Below are 20,877 nucleotides of genomic sequence, written 5' to 3' on the forward strand. Positions count from 1 at the left end.
TCTTTTTTAGGGGTACTTTCTTTATTGGGCAACGATTCTGGCGCGTTTGCCGTACAGGATCATGACTTTCTGGCCAACGGCATAGGCGGGAGACGGGCCCTGAACCAGAGTGAGGGTTTCACCGCTGTCGGTCTTGACGACGTATTCGATGCCGGTCTGGTTCGTGACGCCTTTTTCGATGGCCGAACCGGCCAGCGCCCCGATAACCGCGCCCCCGATCGCGCCCAGCGCATGCATGCGGTCGTTGCCGCCAATGGCGGAACCGGCCACACCGCCGGCGACAGCACCGGTCAATCCGCCGACTTTGTTGGTTCCTTCCACGTTGACCGGACGGGCGCTGACGATCACACCGGGAACGCTGCGGGTAACGCTTCCGACAGAATCGACCGAATAGGTATCGGGGCTTATATTGGTTGTGCAGGCGGCCATTAAAAGCGCCATAATCAGGACTGCGCCGCATTGGAATTTTTTCATTTTGCACCTTTCAGACTGTATAAATGTTTTTGGTTCAGGAAAGGATAAGCGTTTTCGCTATCCGGAAATGCTTAACCGCGCTGATCGTATAGTTTGAATAATACTGTAAAAAGCGAATGAAAGCAGTGGCGGCGGCACGCTTTGAAAACAGTTGTCGCTGATGCCCGACAGAGAACGCGGACCTTCCCTTTTTCGTGCCTTCAAAGAAAAATAGCGGGAACGGTCAACTTGATGTTTTATTTTAGTATAATGAAAACAGTACGTTATTCATCTTCATGACGATTCTGGCGATGAATGTTTCCGTTTCATCCTTTTTGAGAAGAGTGTGCCAATGTCTACGCCAACCCAGGATAAATCAGTGAATGCCGATGTGCGGCCGGTTGACCATGTTCCTGCCGGAGTCATTGACAACCCGATCGTCAATGCCAATCCCATCGTCAATGCAGGCCCTATTGTCAATGCCAATCCTATCGTCAATGCAGGCAGTGCGGGCGGCGCCGGTTCCATGACAGGCAACAGCCCGATCGGCCAGCCTCCTGAAGAAGAGTTCCAGGAATACATGTCGGCAGGCTGTGCGGCAGTGGTGCCGGCCGGTGCGCGCAAGATTTACCTGATTATGGTAACCGTGACGATGCTGGTCGGGGGCGCTATCGTTTATGGTCTTTTCAAGCTGTTCGATTTGTAACTGTTTTTTGGGCGGCGCTTGCCCGGACGGGGCTTTTGTCGTGTTTCTCCGGGTGTTCCGGGAGCGCTTGCTTTTTTCCTTCGGGGCAAAAGGATCCGGAAAACCGGTTCAGGCTGATAGTGTGGGGGGGGGTATTGTCTGTCGCCGGCAGAAAAAGCCGCGTTTTCCGGGTTCGTTTTTGCCGTGCCGCGGCTTTATGCGGGGCAGGACGCTTGAAAAATGAAAAATCCCGGATGATTTCGGATCATCCGGGATGGTGCCCTGGCGGAGATGAAGGGATTCGAACCCTTGATACGAGTTTTGGCCCGTATGCTCCCTTAGCAGGGGAGTGCCTTCGACCTCTCGGCCACATCTCCGGACTGCTTTAAAAAATTTCAAGTGCAGCGGAATATATAATAATAGCTTTCCGCCGGCTTTCGGTCAATGGATGAGCCTGTGTTTTCGCCAATTTTCTACGGGTTGCTCCATGTGGAAAGCCGGATGTCACGTTTCTTTTTCCGGCAAGCGGATCGTCACGCTTGTCCAAGCGGCCGGGAAGCGCCGTTTTCTTCCGTGTTTTTCGGTTTGAACTGTTTGTCGCTGATCCGGAATTTGTCCCGGCGGTCACCCATCATTTCGCGCAGTTGCCTGATGCTCATATTGCTGACTTCCTGCATGCGTATCAGCAGGGAAGCGCCAACCGGCAATCTCCCGTGCCTGATTTTACTGATAACCGGCGGGGCGACTTCCAGCGCACGCGATAAAGCGGCGTCGTTTTTCAGATTGAGTGCTTTTATCATGCCGGTTAAGAGGTTGTTCGGATCGTATTTGTCCGGCTTGTCGGTATGGTTTTCATATCGCTGCCTGTAGCTTCCTTGCCCGTTTTTCATTGGTTTCCTCCTGAAATTGTCTGTCAATAAAATTTATTTTCGACAATTTAAAAGATGTGATTTTGATAATCGTCAGGTAAAGTTGACTCTTCAGGATATTGGCCGGTCAGGCCGCTGATGTTTTTTCATGGTGGAAAGCTGAAGGGGAAAGCTGGCGGCTGGAACAGGGTGGGCAGCGGACGGCTATATCTGTTTTGCCAGGGTGGCAGAAGAAGGAAGGCGGCCGGTTTGTTGGATGTTTGTTGCGGTTCGCGCGCGTTTTCAGCAATGAAACCGTTTTAAGGTCTTCTTTTGGAGGAAGCGCACTCCGGCAATCCGGATTTTGCCGGAGTGAATGGTTCGGTCTGCAAATTTGCCGGTGAAAAAGGGAAGTGAACCGCGTTTGCGAATTTTTCAGGGAGGCTAGGCGGCCTGTTTAAGCTGTGATAGCCTACGCAGATGCCGGAACGCAAAATTTTTGGAGATGGAAGGGAAAGAAGGAACACAACAGTAGCTTTTCAAGATATGATCTTGTTGCTTCCTGCAAAGAATAACGACTTGACCTGATCAGGTTTCAGGCCAAATATTATCAATATGTTGTCCCCTGACAGTCAATAGACACACAGGATTGGTGAAGTGCGCCAGTAACTTTACATTCCATTGCCTTTATTTACGGAACCAAGTGTAGTGTAAGTGTATCGAAGTGTTTTGTAAAGCGTTTTTTGTTTTGTGTGTTGGCATAGGGAGACTGGTTCATTTTTCATTTTTTTGAAGCCGGTTTTTGTCTGTTTTAAGTGTTTTGTCTATTTGTCCACTAGAGATAAGTATCTTGATGAAAATTTTATTTACTGCTGCCGAAATTGCGCGCATGCGTTTGCCCGGGTTGCCGACGACGAAATCGAGTATTTTGTCCAGAGCCGCCAAGGAAGGCTGGCGCTATGAAGAACAGTATGGAATTGGCGGTATCAGGAAAGTATTTGAAATACCGGATCATTATCTGGTGTCGGCACATGAAGACATCGCGGAAAAGGCTGCCCGGCAAAATGCCGGCAAGTACCGGGTCAAACGGATTGGTCTGGAAAAAGGAGCGGGCAATTCTGTTAACGCGGCCAAACTGGCTGCCGCAGCGCATCTTCTTGAAAAATGGGATTCGGATGAAAATATCGGAATGACGCCCGATGAAAAGGGAAAAATGATCGCCGTGTTTTACAAGGTGCTTATGAATGGCGCCGAAACGGAAGATCTTTCCTGTTTGCTTTCAGAAATCACGAATCTGGTGAAAAGGAAAAACGGCTGAATGCGGCAGCTGTTTTGAAAGCGCTTCGATAGCCTGTTGTTTCCAGGTACTGCCGAAGCGCTTTTTTGACGAAAAGCCGGACACGTTCAGTCTTTCTGTTCAATCAGTTCGATTTTATAGCCGTCCGGATCTTCAACAAACGCGATAACCGTAGTTCCCCCCTTGACCGGGCCCGGTTCCCGCGTGATTTTCCCGCCCGCTTCGCGAATGCGCTTGCAGGCGGCGACGATATCGTCTGTCGAAAGGGCGATGTGGCCGTAAGCCGTTCCCATATCGTATCCGGATACGCCGTAGTTGTAGGTGAGTTCGAGTTCGGCCTGTAAAGGATTGCTTTCGTAGCCGAGATAGGCAAGGGTGTACCGGTATTCCGGATTGTCGCTGGTTCTGATCAGTTTCATGCCCATTACCCGGGTGTAGAAATCGATGGAACGCTGCAAATCGCCGACTCTTAACATGGTATGAAGAAAACGCATGGTCGCTCCTGTCTGTGGAAGATAGCCTTCATTTTAAAAGAAGTCCGGATGTCGTGAAACCGGATCGTGCAGGAGATTTGTTTTCAATCGGTTTCAGGAAAAAGCGAGAACAGAAGCGGAGAGAGGTTCTGGAGCTGTTTGCGCGCTTTTCCATAGTCCGGACACCATGTTTTGACAATTGCCCAGAAACGCGGGCTGTGATTCATCTCGAGAAGGTGCGCCAGTTCGTGAATCACGACATAGTCGATCAGGAAGAGGTCGCAATGGATGAGCCGCCAGTTGAGCCGGATGTGCCGTTTTGCCGAACAGGATCCCCAGCGTGTGCGGGCATTGGAAAGTCCGAAAGCATCGAAGCGGACATTCATTTTCCCGGCATACCAATGCAGGCGCTCTTCGAAAATACGTGTCGCTTGCGATTTCAGCCAGTTTTTTACCTGCCCTGCAAGGGCATCCTGATGGCTTGGAAAGGCGATGTGAACATCCAGACGGTCTTTATCCAGACGGAAAACGGGATGGGGGACGCCGCTGTTTTCAAGTCGCAGAACCCGTTTTTTCCCGAGATAGGGGAAAACGGTTCCATTTTCCCAGTCGGGGGTCGCGGGCTTTGCTGTTTGCTGGCGACGGTAGAAATCGAGTTTGTCGAGTATCCATTTCCGCTTTTCGTAAAGGGCGTTTTCGATCGCGTAAAGCGCGCTTCGTCTGGGTGCGGTTATTTTCAGGCCGGATTCGTCGATCAAAAAACCGATCGTTCGACGGCCGGACCGGCGCAAGAGATAGGAAACGGTTTGTCCGTTCAGGTTGATTGTCCGCAAAACGCCTTCGTCGCGCCTTTCATGTTTCTTTTGTTTAGAGGGACGAACGTTCTTTTCAGGCGGCCTGCCAGGGGGCGCCGGTTTTTTCCTGAAGAGGGCGCCGGATACAAAATCGAACAGGTCCGGCTGGGCGGGAAGCGGGGAGCGTTTTGCTGCCATGGGGGCAAATTACCTGTAAATGTCGGGCGATATATTGCGCATTTCGCTTTCGATCCAGTCTTCGACTTCCTGCGTCAGATCGTCCGGTGTCCGGTTTGCCGGCGAGATGGCTTTGCCGATTGAAACGGTAATCATGCCGGGTTTTTTGATGAATGAGCCTTTTGGCCAGCATTCGCCTGCGTTGAGGGCGATGGGCACGACTTTTGCGCCGGTTTTGATGGCCAGACGGGAACCGCCGTTATGATATTTTCCTTTTTCGCCGACAGGGATGCGTGTTCCTTCGGGAAAGATGATGATCCACTGGCCTTCCTTGAGGCGCTGGCTCCCTTTTCTGACGAGCTGGCGGAAAGCGTTGGTTCCCTGGTTACGGTCGATGGGGATCATGCGCAAAAGGCCCAGCGCCCAGCCGAAGAAAGGAATGTAAAGCAGTTCTTTTTTCAGTACGAAAGACAGGGGGCTCGGCATGTTGGCCAACAGGAAGATGGTTTCCCAGGCGGACTGGTGTTTGGAGAGCAGGATGACCGGCCCTTCAGGAAGATGCTCCATGCCTTTGATCTGGTATTGGACGCCACAGAGGGATTTGAGCAGCCAGATGGTGAATACGTTCCAGCGTGACGTGATGTAATAGCGTTTGCGATAGGGAAGCCAGCACGTCATGAAGCAGAAACACGCCCAAAGAGGGGTGAACGTTCCCCAGATGAGGGTAAAGGAAAGAGAACGCAAAAAGAGAAAATGTCCGCCAGAAACCGATTCTTCCGGCTCATGGCGGGACGAATTGAAAAGCACGGTTTTTAAACGCGGCAAAAGATTCACGTCGATTCCTGGGCGTTTTTATCCTTGTTTTCGGCGGTTTTCTGTTCCGGCGACAGCAGATGATCGGCGACAGCGGACAGATTCTCGAAAATGACGGTTTTGGGAGGCAGGCCTCCGTTTTCAAGGGTTTGTTTTCCTTTGCCGCTTAAAACCAGTATCGGTGTGCAACCGGCCAGAAAGGCAGCCTGCAGATCACGCAGGGAATCGCCGACGGAAGGCACTTCGTCCAGTTTCATGTCGAAACGTTCGGCAATGGTGCTGAACATGCCTTGCCGGGGTTTGCGGCAGTCGCAATTGTCGCTGGCCGTATGCGGACAAAAGAAGATGGCTTCGATCAGGCCGCCGGCAGCCTTGACGGCAGCCTGCATTTTCTGGTGGATCGCGTTTAAGGTCGTGATGTCGAAGAAGCCGCGTCCCAGTCCGGACTGGTTGGTTGCCACGACGATGGTATATCCCGCTTTGGTCAGCCGTGCGATGGCTTCCAGTGAACCGGGGAGGGGAATCCACTCGTCCGGAGTCTTGATGAACGAATCGGAATCTTCGTTAATAACGCCATCGCGGTCGAGAATAAGAAGTTTCATTGCGCGTTCCCGGGTTCAAGAAGCCAGTTTGGAGATATCTGCCACCTGATTCATCATGGCATGCAACTGCTTTAACAAGGCAATGCGGTTGTTGCGCAAACGGGTATCGTCGGTCATGACCATGACGTTGGTGAAAAACGCATCGACGTCGTCGCGCAGTTGCGCCAGTGTTTTCAGTGTACCAGTATAATCTCCCGCGGCAAATTTCCGGTCGGCTTCCGGTTTGACGACGGTCATGTCGGCAAAGAGCTTTTTCTCGCTGTCTTCAGCCAGAATGTCCGTGTGGACATCGCCCGCGTTGATGTCCGATTTTTTCAGGATGTTGGTAATGCGCTTGTTGGCGGCGGCAAGGGAGACGGATTCCGGCATGGCGGCAAAGGCGCGTACGGCTTCCAGCCTGTCGATCAGGTTGTCGAAACGATCCGGATTCTGCGCCAGAACCGCGTCGATTTCAGCCGGGGAATAACCGCGGTCGCGCAACAGGCCTCTCAAGCGTTCCATGACAAAAGCGAGCACGCCTTCCGTGGGATCGGTCATTGTGGCGTTGGTTGACAGGATGCCGACGGCTTCGGCAAGCATTTTGCGCAGGGAGAGCGGCAGTTTTTTCTCGATCAGGATGCGCAGGATGCCTAGGGCATGGCGGCGCAGGGCGAATGGATCCCTGTCGCCTGTCGGTTGCAATCCGATTCCCCAGATACCGGCAAGCGTTTCCAGTTTGTCGGCCAGCGCGATGGCGGTTCCGGTCGGGGTAGCCGGCAGGACGTCGCCCGCGAAGCGGGGCTGGTAATGTTCGGTACAGGCCAGCGCCACTTCTTCGTGTTCGCCATCATGGCGGGCATAGTAGGTACCCATGATGCCTTGCAGTTCGGGAAACTCACCGACCATTTCGGTCAAGAGATCGGCCTTGACGAGCCGCGCCGCACGATCGACCAGTTGGGTGTCGATGCCCATTTTTCCGGCAATGAAAACGGCCAGCAGACGGACGCGGGCCATCCGCTGGGCCAGGGTGCCCAGCTTGTTGTGGTAAACGACATTGGCAAGACCCGGGAGCCGTTCTTCCAGACGCTTTTTTTTATCCTGTTCAAAGAAAAAGCGGGCGTCTGACAGGCGCGGGCGGATGACGCGTTCATTGCCGCTGATGATGCGTTGGGGGGTATTCGTTTCCATGTTGGACACGATCAGAAAGCGCGAACGCAGACGTCCTTCAGCATCGGTTAAGGCAAAGTACTTCTGGTTGGTCTGCATGGTCAGGATCAGGCATTCCTGCGGCACTTCAAGGAAAGATTCCTCGAAATGGCATTCGTAAACGATGGGCCATTCGACCAGTGCCGTCACTTCGTCGAGCAGGGATTCCGGCATCAGAACCTTGTCGCCTTTCGCTTTTTCGATGAGCATGGCGCGGATGCGGTCCTTGCGCGCCTGGAAACCGGGGATGATCTTGCCTCTTGTTTCCAGCGTAACGGCATAATAGTCGGCCGCCAGAATGCCGATTTCTCCCTGCGACAGGAAACGGTGACCATGCGTGGTGCGTCCGGCAGAAAGACCCAAAAGCGCGATCGGCACGACGTTTTCCCCGTGCATGGCGACGATTTCGTGGACGGGACGGACGAATTCGACGGTTTCGCCATCCGGCCGCTGATAGGTCATCATTTTCGGGACGGGCAGTTCGTGTGCCGCTTTTTCTACCGCCTTTTGCAGGGAGGCGGCCAGCGGGATGCCGCTGGCCGTGTAGTTGTAAAAGAGACAGTCGTTTTTGCCGTCGCGAGCCACTTCCAGCGTGGATATGTCAATGTCGGGAATGTTCAGGGCCGCCAGTTTCTTTTTGAGCGGTGCGGTCGGTTTGCCGTCAGCATCCAGCGCGACGCTGACCGGCAGCACTTTCTGGCGGATGGGTTTGTCGGGCGAGACGTCGCGGACGTTGGTGATGGTGATGGCAAGGCGGCGGGGTGTCGCATAGACGGTTTTTTTCGAGGCATCGGTCAGGAAATCGTCCTGCCGGAGGCTTTTTTCGATCGTGCCTGCAAATGAATCGGCCAGTTTGGTCAGCGCCTTGGGCGGCAGTTCTTCAGTCAACAGTTCGACAAGCAGGGTCTGGTTCATTTTTTAAGCCTTTTTCTTTCGTCGCCGGGATTGCCGTACCGGCGGGTGTTTCAAATCAGTCGCGCTGTCCGGTTGTCAGGCGATTTTGCGCATGTCGCCGCACATCGGGAATCCCAGCGCTTCACGCGATTCGTAGTAGGCCTGTGCGACGAGACGGGACAGGGTACGGATGCGGCCGATATAGGCGGCGCGTTCGGTCACGGACAGGGCGCCTCGGGCGTCCAGCAGGTTGAACGTATGCGCTGCCTTGAGGATCATTTCGTAAGCCGGCAAGGTCAGTTTTGCCTCAATAAGGCGTTTGGCTTCGGACTCGAAGTTCGTAAACAGGGTGAACAGGAAAGGGGCGTTTGCCTGTTCGAAATTGTAGGCGGACTGTTCCACTTCGTTTTGATGGTACACGTCGCCATAGGTCAGGTATTTTTTGACGCCGCGATCGACCCATTCCGTCCAGATCAGGTCGTAAACGTTTTCGACTCCCTGCAAATACATGGCAAGCCGTTCCAGTCCATAGGTGATTTCGCCGAGAATCGGTTTGCAGTCGATGCCGCCGACCTGCTGGAAGTAGGTGAACTGGGTCACTTCCATGCCGTTTAGCCAGACTTCCCAGCCCAGTCCCCAGGCGCCCAGCGTCGGGTTTTCCCAGTCGTCTTCGACGAAACGGACATCGTTTTGTTTCAGGTCCAGTCCCAGCGCGGCCAAAGAGCCCAGATACAGGTCGAGAATGTCCTCGGGCGCCGGTTTCAGGACCACCTGAAACTGGTAGTAGTGTTGCATGCGGTTCGGGTTTTCACCGTAACGGCCGTCTTTGGGCCGGCGGGACGGTTGCACGTAGGCGGCTCTCCACGGTTCGGGGCCGATAGCCCGCAAAAAGGTGGCGGTATGCGAGGTGCCGGCGCCGACTTCCATGTCATACGACTGGAGCAGGGCGCAACCCTTCTGGCTCCAGTATTGCTGAAGCGTGAAGATGATTTGTTGAAAAGTGATCATATCCGTTTCCGTTGCCGCGTTTTTCGTCATCTTGCGGGAAATTTTTTGCACAGGAGGAAATTCTAGCGGTTTTATGCGTCAAGGGGAATGTTTCAGCCCTCTGGCAGGGGGGATGAACGGTACTGGCGGCCAATCGTCCGGGCAGAGCGTGCAAAAATAAGACACTGGAAAGGAAAAAGGCCAGCCGGTTTGCAAAGCGAACCATGGCAGCAAACCCTTGCTGCCATGATGTGTAAGGAATTACCGGGTTTCCTTGTGATAGCGGGTAATGCGTTCGACTTCGTTTTTCGATCCCATGAAGACCGGCACGCGCTGGTGCAGTTTTTCTGGAATGACGTCCAGCATCGGAATCAGGCCGTTGGTGGCGGCGCCGCCGGCCTGTTCGACGATCATGGCCATCGGGTTGGCTTCATAGAGCAGCCGGATGCGGCCGCCGGCTTCGACGGTGCGCTCGTCGGCCGGATACATGAAAATGCCGCCGCGCGTCAGGATGCGATGCATGTCGGTGACCATGGAGGCGACCCATCGCATGTTGAAGTCCCGGCCGAGCGGGCCCTGTTTGCCGGCCTGCATTTCGTCGAAATAGCGCTTGACCGGCGCAAACCATCGGCGCTGGTTGGACGTGTTGACGGCGTATTCGCTGGTGTTTTCAGGAATTTTCATATTCGGATGGGTCAGTACCCAGGATCCCATTTCCCGATCCAGTGTAAAACCGTTGGTGCCGCGCCCCGTGGTCAATACCAAAAGGGTTTGCGGGCCATAGAGGGCGTAACCGGCGGCGATCTGCCGGCGGCCCGGCTGCAGGAAATCGGCTTCGGTGGCGTCGGTTTTGTCTTCTGGCATGGCCAGCACTGAAAAGATGGTGCCGATGGAAACGTTGACGTCGATGTTGCTTGAACCGTCCAGCGGATCGAAAAGCAGCAGGTAATTGCCGTGCGGGTAGGTCTTGGAAATGGGGTGGATCGTTTCCATTTCCTCGGAGGCGATAGCGGCCAGATAACCGCCCCATTCATTGGATTCCAGGAGGATTTCGTTAGAGAGCACGTCCAGTTTTTTCTGGACTTCCCCCTGTACGTTTTCCGTCTGGTTGCTGCCCAGGATATTGCCGAGCGCGCCTTTCCCTACCGAGTTGCCGATCGTTTTGCAGGCTCTGCAAACCACTTCAAGCAACAGGCGCAATTCTTCCGGTACGGTGCCGTACCGGCGGTTTTCCTCGATCAGGTGTTGCGTCAGACTGATGCGTTTTGGTCTCATGATGCGTTCTTTTCGTTATGTTTTTACCGTTTCAGGCCGACAGGGTCTTGCCGATGATTTCGCGCGTGTCGCGGGACAGGGACTGTTCCGAAACGTTTCGCAGGGCCTGTTCTGCCGGTTTGCGCAAAGACGGGATGTAGCGTTTCCACTGATCCATGCATCTGGCCAGTCGCGCTGCTACCTGCGGGTTGATTCTGTCCAGTTCGATCAGGTTTTCGCTCCAGAATGTGTAACCGCTTCCGTCGGCTGCATGGAATTGTGCCATATTGTTGTGGCAAAATCCAAAGATGAGGCTGCGGGCCCGGTTCGGGTTTTTGAGGGTGAAAGCCGGGTGTTTCATGAGTTTTCTGACGGTGGCGGTGTCCGCGTTGGGGGATGTGGCCTGAAGCGAGAACCATTTGTCGATGACGAGCGCTTCGTTTTCGTATTCCCGGTAGAAATGATCCGGCAGCGCTTTCGCTTCCGGCAGTTTGTCCGTCCAGCCGGAATGAACGAGCGAGGTCAGCGCGGCCAGCCGGTCGCTCATGTTGTCGGCGGTATGGTACTGGTCGATGGCCATCCGGCCGTAAGCCGGCTTGTCCAGCAAGAGCAAATAAGAAAGCGCCAGGTTTTTCAGGGCACGTTTCCCGGCGTCCTGCGGAGTTGGACGGTATGCGCCTTCCGTCCGGTTTTCCTGCCAGGCGTTTAGCCATTCCTTTTCGAGGTTTTCAGCCAGCGTCCGGCGCATGAACTGCCGTGCGCGGTGGGTGGCGGCCGGGTCGATTTCATCCGTTTTTTCGGCAATCATCATTTCGCCCGGCAGCGTCAATGCCAGTTCCCGCAGGGCGGGATCCAGCGCGGTATCGGTCAGGACTGCCCGGAAAGCGTCGATAAAAGCGGAATCAAGCGTTAATGTCCTGTCTGCCTGCACGGCTTTGGTCAGGCTTAGGAGACGGCGCAGGGCGAGGCGCTGGCCCGCTTCCCAACGGTTGAAATGATCGCTGTCGTGAGAGAGCAGGTGCAAAAGTTCGTCATCGGACTGTTCATATTCCAGAATGACCGGAGCGGAAAAATTGCGCAGGGCGGAGACGACCGGTTTTTCGGCCACGTCGATAAAAGTGAAAGTCTGGCTTTCTTCGGATAGTTCCAGGGTGCGGCTGTTTGGGGCTGCCTTGTCGCCTTCCATCCGCAAGGGCATATCCTTGCCGTGGCTATCGAGCAGTCCGATGGCAACCGGAATCAGGAACGGCTGTTTTTCGGTCTGGCCTGGTGTTTGCGGGCAGGATTGGGAAAGGATGAGGGTAAGCGTCCTGTTTTTTTCGTCATAATGGCTTTGCAGTTTGACGCGAGGCGTTCCGGCCTGGCTGTACCAGCGTTCGAACTGCGACAGGTCGCGTCCGTTGGCGTCGGCCATGGCAGCGAGAAAATCGGTACAGGTGACGGCTTGTCCATCGTGGCGTTTGAAGTAAAGATCCATGCCTTTTCTGAAACCGTCGCGGCCCAGCAGGGTCTGGTACATGCGGACGACTTCCGCGCCTTTTTCGTAAACGGTGACGGTATAGAAATTGTTGATTTCCTGATAGGAGTCGGGCCGGACGGGATGGGCCATCGGGCCGGCGTCTTCCGGAAACTGCAGTTGCCGGAGGGTGCGGACGTCTTCGATGCGTTTGACGGCCCGGCCCGATTCGCTGCCGGTGCGGTCGGCGGAAAATTCCTGGTCGCGGAAAACGGTGAGGCCTTCTTTAAGCGACAGCTGGAACCAGTCGCGGCAGGTTACCCGGTTACCTGTCCAGTTGTGGAAATATTCATGGCCGACTACCGATTCGATGTTGGCGTAATCCAGATCGGTTGCAATGCGCGGGTTGGCGAGAACGTAGCGGGTGTTGAAAATGTTCAGTCCCTTGTTTTCCATGGCGCCCATGTTGAAGTCGCTGACAGCGACGATCATGAACCGGTCGAGATCGAGTTCGAGCCCGAAACGTCTTTCATCCCAGCGGATGCTGTGTTTCAGGGATTCCATGGCGTGAGCGGTCTTGTCCAGATTGTTTTTCTCGACCCAGACCTGCAAAAGGACGTCGCGTCCGTCTGCGAGCCGGAAGGTTTCTTCACGGCAGACGAGATTGCCGGCGACCAGCGCGAAAAGATACGAGGGTTTTTTGAACGGGTCTTCCCATTTCGCATAGTGCCGTCCATTGGGAAGATCGCCTTCTTCGACAAGGTTGCCGTTGGAAAGCAGGACGGGGTATTTTTCCCGGTCGGCACGGAGGGTGACCGTATAGGTTGCCATGACGTCGGGGCGGTCGGGAAAGTAGGTGATTTTGCGGAAGCCTTCCGCTTCGCACTGGGTAAAGAAATTGCCGTTGGACAGATACAGTCCCATCAGCGACGTGTTCTGATCCGGATGAAGCAGGGTGTCGATGACCAGCGTGACCTTGTCGGGGGCATCGGGAATGCGTAATTCGCCATTGTCTGTTGCATAGTCCGGTTTGGCCAGCACTTTGCCATTCATGGCGATTCTGACCAGTTCGAGTTCTTCTCCGTACAGGACGATATCGCGGTTTTCCGAATCGGGATTGCGGTGAAGTTCGGTTGTCGCCCTGACCTGGGTGACGGAAGGCGCCAGATCGAAGACAAGATCGATACGATCGGCAAGAAAGGAGGATGCGGTATAGTCGAGACGATAGACGGTTGCTGGATTGGAAGATGTCATTTTCTGTATTTTCAACGGTCGGTTTCCGGAAATGTTGGCAATCGTTTTGGTTCAACACGGAAACGATTGCAAACAGGTGCCCTCATGATTTTTACATTATCCATCAGATTGCAGCGAGATGGAAAAATACCCGGAAAGAAGAAAACCGGAACGGGGCGCTGTCATGAAAAAAGATTCTTTTCAGGCCGCTTAAAGCGCCAAAAGAATCTTTTCAGGAAGGATCGGACAATCATGGAATGTCCGGGTTGTCAGGCCACATTGGCAGAGCGTGTGTTTTCAGGAGGTTTGCGTTCTGTCGCCAAAACGGCAGCGCCGGAGTAGCCTTGAGCGGCAGGCGCCGTCCTGAATGCGTTTTTCCGGACATTGTCCTGGGGGCGGTTATCGAGAAATTGTCTGAATGCGACGCCGACTTCTTCATGCTTTAACGCATACTGGACGGTTGCCTTCAGATAGCCCAGTTTGCTGCCGCAATCATAGCGAATGCCGTCAAACTGGTAGGCGAATGCAGGGTCTTCGCCGAGCAGGGAAGCGATGGCGTCCGTCAGTTGCAGTTCGCCTCCGGAACCGGGTTGCAGTTTTCGCAAATGGGAAAAGATGGCGGGAGTGAGAATGTAGCGGCCGACAACGCCCAGGTTGGACGGGGCGTTTTCCGGAGCGGGTTTTTCGACGATTTTGCTGATGGAAAGCAGATTGCCGGTCTGTTTGCCGGCGACCATGCCGTAATCCCGGCTTCGTGCGATATCGATTTTTTCGACACCGATAATACTGTGGCCGTGTTCTTCATAAAGATCGGCCATCTGGCGCATGACCGGAATGTCGGCGTCAAGCAGATCGTCTGCCAAAATGACGGCAAACGGTTCTTTTCTGACAAGCCGTTCGGCGCACAATACCGCGTGGCCCAGCCCCAGCGCTTCCGCCTGTCTGACAAAAAAACATTCCACGTTTTTGGGCTTGATGCTTTTCAGAATGTCGAGCAGGCTTTTCTTGTTTTTGGCGTACAGTTCGGTTTCGAGCTCATAAGCTTTGTCGAAGTGGTCTTCAATCGCTCTCTTGTTTCGTCCGGTGACAAATATCATTTCGGTAATGCCGGCTGCCGCCGCTTCTTCCACGGCATACTGGATAAGGGGTTTGTCGACGACAGGGAGCATTTCCTTCGGGCTGGCTTTGGTGGCGGGCAGAAAACGGGTACCGAGTCCCGCTACCGGGAAAACCGCTTTGGTGACTTTTTGTATCATTTGAGTGTGCCTCTGACTAGTTGACAATAATGTTGAGTCCGACATGCGTGTGTTGATATAAAACCGCCAGTTCGTTTCCGGGTACCCGATATGTTTGTGGCAAGTTAATGCTGGCAGATACAGGGTGTTTTCAATCCTGTCGCCAATAAACGGTTCAGCGCGGAATCTGCCGTCTTTAGTCTTTAAAATGGCAGAAACGTTTTTAATGGCTTTTTATGCCTTGATTTTTATGGTTTTTACAGTGACAAACAATGCGGTTTCCGGTCGTTTACATGAGAGTAATAGCATGACATCTTCAGCAAAAAGCATTTTGATGCGAAGTAAGGCAGACAGGCATAAATACGCTTTTTCCGGATGCGTTCAGTGAGGCAGGGCCTTTTTTGTTCAAGCCGGTTTAATATGAAATTTCCTTATGGAAATTTTCAGGGCGTATCGGGGGTTTGAAAAGGGAGAGGTAAAAGATGGCGGGGTCCGTTATGATTGCCTGCAAGGCGGGTGGAGGAAAGAGAATGAAAAACAGACCTGTGTAACAGGTCTGTTTGCCGAAAGCGGGTAAATGGTTTAACAAGGCGTTTAATGCTGTCCGGGCGATGTTATACCTTATTTGATAAGAAATTTTTCTTTGTTATTCGGATCAATCCACTTGGGGGCTTTACCACGGCCTGACCAGGTTTCTCCCGTTGCCGGATTCCGGTATTTGGGAGCAAGAGGCGCGCGAACCTGTCCGTTTTTCTTTTTATTGGTAAAACCGAGATCGGCAAGGGTGATTCCGTATTCCGCCATAGTCATCTTGATTTGCGAAATGGCGTTTGACAACTCGTTTTTCCGGAGTTCTTCAGCTTCGTGCTGGAGTTGTTTTATCTGATCCTGCAATTGTTTGTAAGTGGCCATAATGTGTCCCGATCAAATGTCAGAAAAACAGGGGAGCGGTTTTGAGCCGTTTTCCCGACTGTTTAAAAAAGTGGAACGGTTTTTGTGTTCCAATAAAACGTATTCTATATTTACAGGGTGAATAAATAAAGGGCATTCAAATGAATTATCCGCTTAATTCGTGCTTATTTTGCATTAATCAAGAATATTTTACATTTAAACCGGTGAATCTGTGAAAGGAAAGGCAACAGATTTTCCGCCTTGAAAGAGAAAAGAGGCGGTTTAGCTGAAAATGGCTCGTTTATTCAGGTTCTGTTTTCCATTGCCCGGGCGCGATAATATTGAAACCTGCTTTTTTTTTATTTTTTCGCGCCAGTTTCAACAAGGCCTTGTCTTTGGTGAAAAGATATGTCGCATGAGAATCATAAGCGGCTTCGAGAAATTTCTGATCGTCAGGATCGCTGCAAAGGGGCAGAAAGCGATAATCCCGTTTCGGAGGATCGACCAGATGGATGAATTGATCGAATTGACGTTTCGATTGCCTTTTTTGGGTATCGCTTAAAGCCAGTTTCGGATAATCGAGAACACGACACCATTCCGCCCGGCAATCTTCGCGGGTTATGGCCATAATGGTGTTTTCATGAATGGCTTTTAAAAGAACCGCCGCAACGGGATCGTGAAAGACAAAGAGATCGAGACAGACGTTGGTATCGAAAACGGCTAATTCGGCATTCATAGAATAAACTGATAGGATACGGTTATGCTCATGATTTTATCACCCTCGAAAAGGCAGCGCTTTTCCGGCAGTCCGGTTGCCGATCCGGTTCAGGAAAACCTTTTTTCCCGGCCGGAATGGATTGCACGGGCCGGCAAGGTAGCGCAAATAATGAAATCCTGTGCGCCACATGAACTGGCGCGCATTCTGCATGCCTCGGATACGATTGCCGCTACAGAAGCGGGCCATTTCAATGAATGGAGCGTTACGGCCGCTTATCCCCAGGCCCGGCCGGCCCTTCTGACGTTCGATGGGGATGTCTATCGGGCGCTGGACGCAAAGACGTTGCCGGAAAAGGCACAGGCTTATCTGAACGGGCATTTGCGTATTTTGTCTGCGCTGTATGGCATTTTGAAACCTTTTGACCTGATCCAGCCTTACCGGCTGGGTTTCGGGGTGAGGGCCGTCAGGCCGGATGGCGGCAGTTTGTACGATTACTGGAGAGAACCGGTGACGGAATCCTTAAACAGGGCGCTGGAAGCGACCGGCGACAAGGTGCTGGTGAATCTGGCGTCGAGTGAGTTTGCCAGGGCGGTCGATGTGAAGGCGCTGGCCGGGAAAATGATTACGCCGGTTTTTCAGGAAATGAGGGGCGGCAACCCGCGAGTGGTCGGCCTGTACGCCAAACAGGCAAGGGGATTGATGGCGCGGTACGCCGCCGAACGCGGCGTGACCGAGGCGGAACAGTTGAAGTCGTTCGATTACGGCCATTACGTTTTTCATGCCGCTTCATCAAAAGACACGCTCTGGGTTTTCAGACGATGATGCCGGTGAGGAAAGGAAGGAAAATCCCTTGTCAGGCCTGCCGCTGCCGGATTTCGGCGAGCAAGCCTTCCATTCCCTGGCTTTCCAGCCTCAAAGCCAGTTTGCGATGTTCCCGGATAGCCTGATTCCAGGTAGGAAAACGCCAACGCGGCAGAAGCTCGTCAGGCAGTCCGAAAACCGTTGTTTCAAAAAGCTGTTTTTCGCCGGCGCCGAAGGCATGATCAATGCCGGTGAAAATGGTCGATACCAGCAAATTACCGACCTGTGTCTGTTCGACGATCCGGCTGGCAGCCGATTTCATGCCATTCATGTATTCTTCTAAAGTGCAGGGAACCGGTTTTTTGCCGTCGAGCCGGTAAAGGTGTCCTTTAAGAAGTTTGTCCGGATTGCCGGATGGGGTATCGTCGTTTATGTGACTCATGGCGTTTTTCAGGGATCGAAAAGGGTAATTGTAACGGAGGATTTGTCCGCTCTGTCCGTTTTTGATGGGCGGATGGTGTGCTGCCGGCGCAAAACGTTTGAAAGCCTGTCCGGCTTGGCTATAATGGCCCGGTCGGCCAGCGACGGGTGTCCGGCCGGATCAACCTGACAGGAAATGAAGAATGTCCGTATATGAAAATCTGAAAACCTTGAATATCGAATTGCCTCCGGTTGCCAAACCGGTTGCGGCTTATGTCATGTATGTCAAGTCCGGCAATCTTGTCTATCTGTCCGGCCACATCGCCAAAAAGGACGGCAAGCCGCTTGTTGCGCAGTTCGGCAAAAATATTTCGGTTGACGAGGGGAAACACGCGGCACGTAATACGGCAATCGACTTGCTGGCGACTTTGCAGGACGCGTGCGATGGCGATTTGAATCGCGTAAAGAAGATCGTCAAGGTTCTTTCGCTGGTGAATTCCACGAGCGAGTTCACGGAGCATCATCTCGTGACCAATGGCGCTTCCGAATTGCTGGTTGAGGTATTCGGCGAGGCAGGCCGTCATGCGCGCTCGGCGTTTGGCGTTGCGCAGATTCCGACAGGGGCCTGTCTGGAACTGGAACTGATTGCCGAGATCGGCTGAAAGCGGAAGCTCCCCGGCAAGTCACCGTTTTGCGCGGAATGCCCGGGAAAGGCGCGCTGGGGAATGGCGGGGGCAACACCGTACCATCCGGTGCGGTGGCCGGCAAAGCCGGTTTTCACTCCCGGTTCAGGCGCTGTTTCGGTAACGGGAGCCGTCCTGCCGGAAAAACGGAAGCGGGGTATCCCTGTCCTGTCAGGCGGTTTGCCGGACTGGCGGTATCCGTTTTCCCGGAAAGGGTTTCTGTGTGCATCGGAGCCAGGAGCGCGTTCGGGAAGGGGAGCATGATCGAATCCGCGTTGAGTCCGGGAAACCCGGCTGATTGCGCCGCAAGGGCGAAGGGGCAGGCGGGGCGCTTTTCTCAGCTGGCTTCCAGAAAAGGACTGATTTCCCCGGCGGACAATGACGGACTGACCAGATAGCCCTGATATTCGTCGCAACCGATTTCTTTCAGCCGCAGGGCCTGAAGGTCGGTTTCGACGCCGCCGGCCGAGACTTTCAGTCTCAGGTTTTTGGCCATGGCGACGATGGCGCCGGCCACATCGGCGTCTTCGCTGCCGGTTCCCAGGGCATGAATGAAGACGGGATCGATCTTGATTTTCCCGATCGGCGCCTTTTTCAGATGGCTGATGCTGGAACAGCCGTTGCCGAAATTGTCCAGCACGATCCGGATTCCCATGGCGCGCAGTTCATGGAGCAGATCGGAAACGGTCTTGACGTTTTCCATAATGCTGCCTTCGGTGATTTGCAGTTCCAGAAAATCGGGCGCGAGTCCGTTTTCTTTCAGCGCGTTGCGGATGGTGGAAAGCAGGTTTTTCTGTTTCAGCTGGATCGAGGACAGGTTGATGGAAACGGTTTTCGGAAAACCCTGATCGCGCCATTCTCCCGCCTGTTTGCAGGCTGTCCGGATAACCCACTCGCCGATGGGGCCGATTAAGCCGGTATCTTCGGCCACGCCGAGAAAACGCGGGGGCATCAGAATGCCGAATTCGGGATGGTTCCAGCGCAGGAAAGCTTCGACACCGGTCATGTGACCGCTTTGCGTGTCAACGATCGGCTGGTATTCCAGAAAGAAACCGCTGTTTTGAAGCGCTGCCTTGAGATCGTTTTCCAGCCGGGTACGTTCAACCAGATGCAGGTTCATTTGGGCATTGAAGAACTGGTACGCGTTTCGTCCGCCTTCCTTGGCGTGATACATGGCGGTGTCGGCGTTTTTCAAAAGCGTATCAATGTCCTTGCCGTCTTCGGGATACAGGGCAATGCCAATGGAAGGCGTGATCGACATTTCGTAATTTTCGATCTGGTAGTTTTGCGAGAGCGCGTGCATGATGTTGTTTGCCACCAGCGCCACATCGTCCGCATTGCCGATGTCGTTTAGCAGGATGACGAATTCGTCGCCGCCCTGCCGGCTGACGGTATCGTTTTTGCGAACGCATTTGGTCAGGCGAAAAGCAACCTGTTGCAGAAGGCGGTCTCCCATAGCGTGCCCCAGCGTATCGTTGATGTGTTTGAACCTGTCCAGATCCAAAAACATGACGGCGGCGCGGCGGCGGTTGCGTTCGGCCGCTATCAGGGTTTGTCCGAGACGGTCCAGAAGAAGGATACGGTTGGGCAGGCCGGTCAGAAAATCGTGTTCGATCATGTAACGGGTATGGTCTTCCAGAAATTCGTTCTGGCTGATATCGAGCAGGGTGCCGATATAACTGATGATCCGGTCGTCCATATCGCGGACGATTTTGACGGTCAGGTGCGTCGGTTCGATTTTTTCCTGCCGGTTTTTCTCGAATGCCGCCATTTCTTCATGGTCGGTACAGGCGATAACGTCGCAAAGCTGGCTGTAGCAGGTGGAATCAGCGATATCGGCTTGCAAATACCACGGTTTGTTTCCCATGATTTTTTCCTGCGTCAGGCCGGTCATGCGGCTGAACTGGCGATTGACGACGGTAATACGCCTGTCCTGATCGGCGATGAAGATGCCGTCGCGGTTGTTTTCGAACAGGTTGCTGGCAATCGCCAGCGCTTTTTCGGTGGTTTTGTAGGAGGTGATATCGGCGGCAATGCCTTCCAGTCTGATTTTTCCGGTGTCGTCTTCTTCAATCAGGCAGCATTTCCAGTTGATCCATGCGAAGTCGCCATTGGGCTTGTTGACGCGTATTTCGATATCGAATCCGGTTTTCCCGTTGATTGCCGAGTTGAGCGCTGTCCGGATTTTTTCCGCGCTTTCGGGATGGATCGTGTTCATGAAACCGGAAAAGGGAATGTCCGCAAAGGTGACGAAACCGAAAAGGTCGCCGCTTTTGTCTGAAAAATGAAAACGCAGGGCATCCATTGGGGTATCCCTGGCTACGGTGGCTTTCCAGAGCCCGATGTCGGATCGTTCGATGGCCAGCTGATAAAAATGCCGTTCTTTCTCGAGCTGGTCGATCCGGTGTTTGAATTGTTTGCGGTTTTTCGCCTCGGTCGTGATATCGACGGCCGTCAGATAAAGGCAGCGGTTTTTTTCTTCGGGCTGTCCCTTTATGCGGATGAGTTTGCGGGTTTTTTCTGTTGTGCCGTTCCATTCCACGGGAGAAGGCCGGTTTTCAAGATGCGTCAGAAATAGCAGGAACGCGCATCGGTCCTTTGCGGGCAAATAATTGGCCAGCAGGTCTTTCGCCGGGAATTTTGAAGGGATGCCGAACAGCTCGCGGGCGGCATCGTTGATTTTCAAAATGGCGCCGGAATAATCGGTAACGAGCTGGGCAACCGGACTTTTCGCGAAAAATCGCCTGAAGTCCGTTTTGGCGTCTGGCGAAAAAAGACGATAGTTTCCCTCGATATTGTCGGTGGCGAACAAGTCGTTGCCGGAATGGCCGTTCGTGTGGAAAAGATCGTCGTTTGCCGGCACGTTTTCATCTTTCAGGCTGAAAGAAAGGCTTTCTTTCTGTCCAAAGCCGGCTGCCGGGTTCGCCGGTTTTTCAGGATTTCCGTCTTTTCGCATAGTTCGGACCGTTAATGAGACC

General features: G+C 53.5%; 19 protein-coding genes and 1 tRNA gene. 4 read left to right on the forward strand and 16 right to left on the reverse strand.

The features are described 5' to 3' along the window. Nucleotides 1–21: 21 nt before the first annotated feature. The gene (locus OFAG_RS04880; RefSeq protein WP_005877516.1) at nucleotides 22–474 is read right to left on the reverse strand and encodes an outer membrane lipoprotein; all 453 of its coding nucleotides are present in this window, start codon (nucleotides 472–474) and stop codon (nucleotides 22–24) included. Nucleotides 475–805: 331 nt separating this feature from the next. Here OFAG_RS04880 and OFAG_RS04885 point away from each other — a divergent pair, with 331 nt between their 5' ends. After that, a complete protein-coding gene (locus OFAG_RS04885; protein ID WP_005877515.1) occupies nucleotides 806–1,159 on the forward strand; it encodes a hypothetical protein in 354 nt (117 codons plus the stop codon). Nucleotides 1,160–1,421: 262 nt separating this feature from the next. Here OFAG_RS04885 and OFAG_RS04895 read toward each other — a convergent pair. Together OFAG_RS04895 and OFAG_RS04900 are read right to left on the reverse strand one after the other, a co-directional pair. Continuing rightward, a tRNA-Ser gene (locus OFAG_RS04895) sits at nucleotides 1,422–1,515 on the reverse strand. Nucleotides 1,516–1,671: 156 nt separating this feature from the next. Continuing rightward, complete coding sequence (locus tag OFAG_RS04900) at nucleotides 1,672–2,028, reverse strand: hypothetical protein (RefSeq protein WP_005877514.1); 357 nt, start codon at nucleotides 2,026–2,028, stop codon at nucleotides 1,672–1,674. A gap of 811 nt (nucleotides 2,029–2,839) precedes the next feature. Here OFAG_RS04900 and OFAG_RS04910 point away from each other — a divergent pair. Continuing rightward, nucleotides 2,840–3,304 carry a DNA-binding protein gene (locus tag OFAG_RS04910; protein ID WP_005877512.1) on the forward strand — a complete coding sequence of 155 codons (465 nt, stop codon included), beginning with the start codon at nucleotides 2,840–2,842 and terminating at the stop codon, nucleotides 3,302–3,304. Between the two features lie 86 nt (nucleotides 3,305–3,390). Here OFAG_RS04910 and gloA read toward each other — a convergent pair whose 3' ends face one another. The 11 genes from gloA to OFAG_RS04965 form a co-directional block, all read right to left on the reverse strand. After that, a complete protein-coding gene (gene gloA, locus OFAG_RS04915; RefSeq protein ID WP_005877510.1) occupies nucleotides 3,391–3,777 on the reverse strand; it encodes a lactoylglutathione lyase in 387 nt (128 codons plus the stop codon). Between the two features lie 83 nt (nucleotides 3,778–3,860). Continuing rightward, on the reverse strand, nucleotides 3,861–4,748 hold the full coding sequence (locus OFAG_RS04920; RefSeq protein WP_005877508.1) for a M48 family metallopeptidase: 888 nt from the start codon (nucleotides 4,746–4,748) through the stop codon (nucleotides 3,861–3,863). Between the two features lie 9 nt (nucleotides 4,749–4,757). Further along, the gene (locus tag OFAG_RS04925; protein ID WP_005877507.1) at nucleotides 4,758–5,534 is read right to left on the reverse strand and encodes a lysophospholipid acyltransferase family protein; all 777 of its coding nucleotides are present in this window, start codon (nucleotides 5,532–5,534) and stop codon (nucleotides 4,758–4,760) included. 23 nt (nucleotides 5,535–5,557) lie between these two features. Continuing rightward, complete coding sequence (gene gmhB, locus OFAG_RS04930) at nucleotides 5,558–6,142, reverse strand: D-glycero-beta-D-manno-heptose 1,7-bisphosphate 7-phosphatase (protein ID WP_005877505.1); 585 nt, start codon at nucleotides 6,140–6,142, stop codon at nucleotides 5,558–5,560. Nucleotides 6,143–6,157: 15 nt separating this feature from the next. Then, on the reverse strand, nucleotides 6,158–8,242 hold the full coding sequence (gene glyS / locus OFAG_RS04935) for a glycine--tRNA ligase subunit beta (RefSeq protein WP_005877503.1): 2,085 nt from the start codon (nucleotides 8,240–8,242) through the stop codon (nucleotides 6,158–6,160). A gap of 75 nt (nucleotides 8,243–8,317) precedes the next feature. Continuing rightward, entirely contained in the window at nucleotides 8,318–9,229 is a 912-nt protein-coding gene (gene glyQ, locus OFAG_RS04940; RefSeq protein WP_040720923.1) for a glycine--tRNA ligase subunit alpha, read from the reverse strand. 240 nt (nucleotides 9,230–9,469) lie between these two features. Then, nucleotides 9,470–10,483, reverse strand: a complete 1,014-nt coding sequence (locus OFAG_RS04945; RefSeq protein ID WP_005877499.1) for a class 1 fructose-bisphosphatase — start codon at nucleotides 10,481–10,483, stop codon at nucleotides 9,470–9,472. A gap of 31 nt (nucleotides 10,484–10,514) precedes the next feature. Then, nucleotides 10,515–13,172 (reverse strand): aminopeptidase N, encoded by a 2,658-nt coding sequence (pepN, locus tag OFAG_RS04950; RefSeq protein WP_020994878.1) that lies wholly within the window; start codon nucleotides 13,170–13,172, stop codon nucleotides 10,515–10,517. Nucleotides 13,173–13,420: 248 nt separating this feature from the next. Further along, a complete protein-coding gene (gene galU / locus OFAG_RS04955; RefSeq protein WP_005877496.1) occupies nucleotides 13,421–14,407 on the reverse strand; it encodes a UTP--glucose-1-phosphate uridylyltransferase GalU in 987 nt (328 codons plus the stop codon). A gap of 600 nt (nucleotides 14,408–15,007) precedes the next feature. Further along, on the reverse strand, nucleotides 15,008–15,298 hold the full coding sequence (locus OFAG_RS04960) for an H-NS histone family protein (protein ID WP_005877493.1): 291 nt from the start codon (nucleotides 15,296–15,298) through the stop codon (nucleotides 15,008–15,010). Nucleotides 15,299–15,578: 280 nt separating this feature from the next. Beyond that, a complete protein-coding gene (locus OFAG_RS04965; RefSeq protein WP_005877491.1) occupies nucleotides 15,579–16,013 on the reverse strand; it encodes a putative toxin-antitoxin system toxin component, PIN family in 435 nt (144 codons plus the stop codon). 30 nt (nucleotides 16,014–16,043) lie between these two features. Between OFAG_RS04965 and OFAG_RS04970 the strand changes: the two genes are divergently transcribed. Further along, entirely contained in the window at nucleotides 16,044–16,817 is a 774-nt protein-coding gene (locus tag OFAG_RS04970) for a YaaA family protein (protein WP_231371670.1), read from the forward strand. Nucleotides 16,818–16,848: 31 nt separating this feature from the next. Here the strand turns inward: OFAG_RS04970 and OFAG_RS04975 are convergent, their stop codons facing one another. Then, nucleotides 16,849–17,238: a hypothetical protein gene (locus OFAG_RS04975; RefSeq protein WP_005877488.1), complete on the reverse strand. Its 390-nt coding sequence runs from the start codon at nucleotides 17,236–17,238 to the stop codon at nucleotides 16,849–16,851. A 181-nt stretch (nucleotides 17,239–17,419) separates the two neighbouring features. On the opposite strand from OFAG_RS04975, the gene OFAG_RS04980 reads away from it, so the two are divergent. Further along, complete coding sequence (locus tag OFAG_RS04980; RefSeq protein ID WP_005877487.1) at nucleotides 17,420–17,878, forward strand: RidA family protein; 459 nt, start codon at nucleotides 17,420–17,422, stop codon at nucleotides 17,876–17,878. A 358-nt stretch (nucleotides 17,879–18,236) separates the two neighbouring features. On the opposite strand, the gene OFAG_RS04990 is transcribed toward OFAG_RS04980, so the two are convergent. Further along, on the reverse strand, nucleotides 18,237–20,855 hold the full coding sequence (locus OFAG_RS04990; protein ID WP_020994880.1) for an EAL domain-containing protein: 2,619 nt from the start codon (nucleotides 20,853–20,855) through the stop codon (nucleotides 18,237–18,239). Between the last annotated feature and the right edge of the window lie 22 nt (nucleotides 20,856–20,877).

The sequence above is a fragment of the Oxalobacter paraformigenes genome (assembly GCF_000158475.2).
GTDB lineage: Bacteria > Pseudomonadota > Gammaproteobacteria > Burkholderiales > Burkholderiaceae_D > Oxalobacter > Oxalobacter paraformigenes.